The sequence below is a fragment of the uncultured Caulobacter sp. genome (genome assembly GCF_937900395.1).
Classification (GTDB): domain Bacteria; phylum Pseudomonadota; class Alphaproteobacteria; order Caulobacterales; family Caulobacteraceae; genus Caulobacter.
Map to the genome: position 1 here is coordinate 1 of NZ_CALCDX010000040.1, position 4,373 is coordinate 4,373.

General features: G+C 69.1%; 4 protein-coding genes. 3 read left to right on the forward strand and 1 reads right to left on the reverse strand.

The annotated features are described in order from the left end of the window. Both Q0379_RS03160 and Q0379_RS03165 read left to right on the forward strand, forming a co-directional pair. Window positions 1–1,815: efflux RND transporter permease subunit (locus Q0379_RS03160; RefSeq protein WP_299004169.1), on the forward strand; the 1,815-nt coding region annotated here is incomplete at its 5' end. Continuing rightward, a complete protein-coding gene (locus tag Q0379_RS03165) occupies window positions 1,812–2,288 on the forward strand; it encodes a GNAT family N-acetyltransferase (RefSeq protein ID WP_299004171.1) in 477 nt (158 codons plus the stop codon). The genes Q0379_RS03160 and Q0379_RS03165, both read left to right, overlap by 4 nt. Window positions 2,289–2,346: 58 nt before the next feature. Here the strand turns inward: Q0379_RS03165 and Q0379_RS03170 are convergent, their stop codons facing one another. Further along, window positions 2,347–3,339 carry a DUF4118 domain-containing protein gene (locus Q0379_RS03170; RefSeq protein WP_299004173.1) on the reverse strand — a complete coding sequence of 331 codons (993 nt, stop codon included), beginning with the start codon at window positions 3,337–3,339 and terminating at the stop codon, window positions 2,347–2,349. A 229-nt stretch (window positions 3,340–3,568) separates the two neighbouring features. Here Q0379_RS03170 and Q0379_RS03175 point away from each other — a divergent pair. After that, the coding region (locus Q0379_RS03175) for an FAD-binding protein (RefSeq protein WP_299004175.1) at window positions 3,569–4,373 on the forward strand (805 nt) is incomplete at its 3' end.

Here is a 4,373-nt window from a genome sequence, read left to right on the forward strand (position 1 = left end):
GGCCTGGCGGTCGTGGCCACCACCTTCACCATCGTGGCGGTGTTCGCCCCCGTGGCCTTCATGCCCGGCATCCCCGGCCAGTTCTTCCGCGAGTTCGGCCTGACGGTCGCCGTGGCGGTGCTGTTCTCGCTGGTCGTGGCCCGCCTGCTGACGCCGCTGCTGGCGGCCTATTTCCTCAAGCCCGTCGCCCACGCCAAGCCGCGCAAGCCGTTCGAGGGCCCCTACCGCAAGGCGCTGGGCTGGGCGCTGGACCACCGGATCGCCAGCTGCCTGATCGGCGTGGCGATCTTCATCGGCTCGGTCATGCTGTCGGCCGGCCTGCCCACCGGCTTCCAGCCGCCGGCCAACAACAACTACTACTACATGAAAGTCCAGGGCCCGCCCGGGGCCACGGCCGCCGACATGGACCGCGCGGTGACGCAGATCACCAAGCTGTTCGGCGCCCGCCCCGAGACCGCTCACGTCTTCGCCCAGATCGGCTCGCAGGTGTCGGGCATGGGTCCGGGCGGCGGCGGCGGCGGCTCGGACCTGCGCGACGGCACCATCACCGTGGTGCTGCACGACAAGCGCGAGCTGCGGGTCACCGAGATCCGCGCCCTGATGCGCGACAAGCTGCTGGACCTGCCCGACGTGCGCCTGACCCTGCTCAGCGACGACGGCGCGGCCGAGGTCCAGACCATCCTGACCAGCGACGACGGCGACGCCCTCGAGCGCGCCGCCCTGACGCTGGAGCGGCAGATGCGGGGCGTGGCCAGCATCGCCGACCCGCGCCCGGCCACCCCGCCCAGCGGTCCCGAGATCGTCATCCGCCCGCTGCCGGACGAGGCCGCGCGCCTGGGCGTCTCGACCGCCGACATCGCCGCCGTGGCCCGCGTCGCCACCGTCGGCGACATCGACGCCAACGTCGCCAAGCTGACCGACGGCGAGCGCCGCCTGCCGATCCGCGTCCGCCTGCCCGACGACGCCCGCGGCGACCTGGAGCAGATCAAGGCCCTGCGCGTGCCGACGGCGTCCGGCGGCTTCACCCGACTGGACAGCGTGGCCGAGGTCGCCTTCCAGGCGGGTCCGGCCAAGATCGAGCGCTACGCCCGCAAGCGCCAGCTGACCGTCGAGGCCGACCTCGCCCCCGGCGTGGTGCTGGGCACGGCGACCAAGGACGTCGACGCCTTGCCGGTCATGAAGAACCCGCCCAAGGGCGTCGCCAAGGCCACGGCCGGCACGGAAGAAGCCATGGGCGAGCTGTTCGGCGGCTTCGCCATCGCCCTGGGCTCGGCCGTCTTCCTGGTGTTCGGCGTCATGGCCCTGCTGTTCGGCAGCTTCTTCAAGCCGATCACCATCATGTCGGCCCTGCCGCTGGCGATCGGCGGCGCCTTCATCGGCCTGCTGGCCTTCGGCATGAGCCTGTCGATCCCCTCGATGATCGGCTTCCTGATGCTGATGGGTCTGGCGGCCAAGAACTCGATCCTGCTGGTCGAGTACGTGATCGAGGAGGAGCGCCAGGGCGTGCCCCAGCGCACCGCGATCCTGGACGCCTGCCGCGAGCGGGCCCGGCCGATCATCATGACCACCCTGGCGATGATGGCCGGCATGCTCCCCACGGCGCTCGGCATCGGCAAGGGCTCGGAATTCCGCCAGCCCATGGCCGTGGCGGTGATCGGCGGTCTGATCACCTCGACGGTGCTGTCGCTCGTTTTGGTGCCGGTGGTCTATGAGATCATCGACGACTTCGAGAAGTGGCTGAAGCCCAAGCTGGCGCGGTTTGTGACGCCGAAGGAGGCCCCTGAGGACGCGGCCAGGTCGAGCGAGCGGGCGTGATCGTCCGCGCCTACCGTCCCGGCGACGCCCAGGCCGTCATCGACGTGATCGTGCCGATCCAGCGCGAGGAGTTCGGCGTCTCGATCACCGCCGAGGACCAGCCGGACCTGGCGGACATCCCCGGCTGGTACCAGACCGGCGCCGGACAGTTCTGGCTGGCCGAGCGGGACGGCCTGGCGGTCGGCACGATCGCCCTGAAGGACATCGGCGACGGCGCGGTCGCGCTGCGCAAGATGTTCGTGCGTCCCGAGGGGCGAGGCCCGGCCGGGGCGGCCAGCGCCTTGCTGGCGACGGCGCTGGAGCACGCGCGGGCCCACGGCGTGCGCCAGATCTGGCTCGGCACCACCGACCGCTTCCTGGCCGCGCACCGGTTCTACGAGAAGAACGGCTTCGCCCAGGTCGAGGCCGATGACCTACCCGCCGCCTTCCCGCGCATGGCGGTCGACACCCGGTTCTATCGGCTGAGGCTCTAGAGCGTGACGCCGAAAGTGGGAACCGGTTTCCGCAGGAGTCACGCTCTACGTATTTGATTTAGAGCGGGTCCCGGCGCGGCGCGTAGCTGAGCCGGCAGACCGTCCAGCCATCCTCGCGGGCCATCTCGAAGCGGCCGCCCAGCTGCTGGGCCATGGCGCGGACGATGCGCAGGCCCAGGCTCTTGGACCGCGCGGGATCAAAGCCCGGCGGCGGGGCCGCGCCGTCGTTGCAGACGGTCAGCAGATGGGTCAGCCCCGCCTGCTCCAGGCTCACCCGAACCTGCCCCTCCCCGCCCTCGCCGAAGCCGTGCTCGAGGGCGTTGTTGAAGCTCTCCAGCATGACCAGCGTGACGGGCGTGGCCTGGTCGGGATGCAGCGGCTCGTCGCCGCCCTCCAGCGTCAGGGCGACCCGCGCGCCCGCCGCGGCGGCGGCGCTGGCCAGCAGGGCCTCGGCGAAGACGCGGAACGGAACGGGCTCGCCGACAGCGTTGTGCAGCTCGCGCTGGATCTGGGCGATCACCTCGATCCGCGCGCCGGCCTGGTCGAGAACGTGGCGGGCGTCGGCGTCGCTGACCCCCTGCCCTTGCAGCCGTAGCAGGGCGCCGGCGACCTGCAGGTTGTTGCTCACCCGGTGATGCAGTTCGCGATAGAGCAGGTCGCGGCTCTCGGCCAGTTGCCGATAGCGCTCGCGCTCGCCGCGCAACTGGTCCAGCGCCTGGCGCATGCCGTCGATGAAGAAGATGTCGACCGCCACGACGAAGACGTAGAAGACCAGGGTCAGCAGGACCGGGAAGCTGAAATTGAAGACGCCCGCCGGCGGAATGAAGAAGTACCAGGCCGCCAGCCCGCACAGCGTCGCACACAGGATCGCGGGCCGCAGGCCCAGGAAATAGGCGCAGACCACGACGGCCGGGAAGAAGGTCACATAGGGAAAGCCAGGCGGAAAAACGCCGTCCAGGCCAAGCCTCAAAAGAAAAGACAGACCCGCGATCAGCACCGCCAGGCCGTAGCGCGCCGCTGGACTAGCCTTGATCTTTCCCCGCAGGTCCAAGCGCTTGTTCCTTGTCTGAAGAACGGTGCTCGCTTTTTCCCGGAAGGGCGTCAAGCCGCTACCCGACATAGCGGGCGAAGCCCCATCCCCGAGACGCGAAGAAGAGGCGGGCCGTGACCTCGCGCGGGCGACCCGCGAACACTGCCGCTCGTATGTCGGGACGGCGACCGCAACCTTCGATCTCGCGGGGACGTTATCCCGCCAACTTCCCACAACCGAAAGACGCCCCATGGCCATCCCGGCGAAGACCAAGGCCAGCACGGCCCCGCGCGGCGGCGCGACCGGCAATTACGGGCAGGCCGTGCCGATCCACGGCGGTGTGCTGCTCGACATGAACGCGCTCGATGCCATCGAATGGGTCAAGCCCGGCCATGTCCGGGTGCAGGCGGGCATGAATATCGGCAAGCTCGATGCCGAGTTGCGCACCTCGGGCTGGGAAATGCGCATGCATCCTTCCACCAAGCGCACGGCGACGATCGGCGGCTTTGTCGCCGGTGGTTCGGGCGGGGTTGGCTCGGTGATGTATGGCGGCCTGCGTGAGCCCGGCAACATCCTCGCGGCGCGGATCATCACGGTGGAAGAAACGCCGCGCATCATCGAACTCAGGGGCGATGCCGCGCAGAAGATCAACCGCGCCTATGGCACCACGGGCATCATCACCGCGCTTGAAATGCCGCTCGCGCCGGCTTTTCCGTGGATTGATGTCATCGTTGCCTTCGATGATTATAAAACCTGCCTCGAATTCGGTCGCGATGTCGCCCGCGCCGATGGCGTCATCAAGAAACTGCTGACCCCGATCGCGAGCCCCCTGCCGGAGTATTTCGGCCAGCTCCGGCAATATTGCCCGGATGGCAAGGCGATCCTCGCGGCGATGATCTCGGAAGCCTCGTTCGAAACCTTCGCCGACCTGATCGCCGGGCGCGGCACCATCACGCTGCAAACGCCGACGCGCGAGGAGCCCGGCTCCGTTCCGCTCTACGAATACGCCTGGAACCACACCACGCTCCAGATGCTGAAGGTCGACCGTTCCGTGA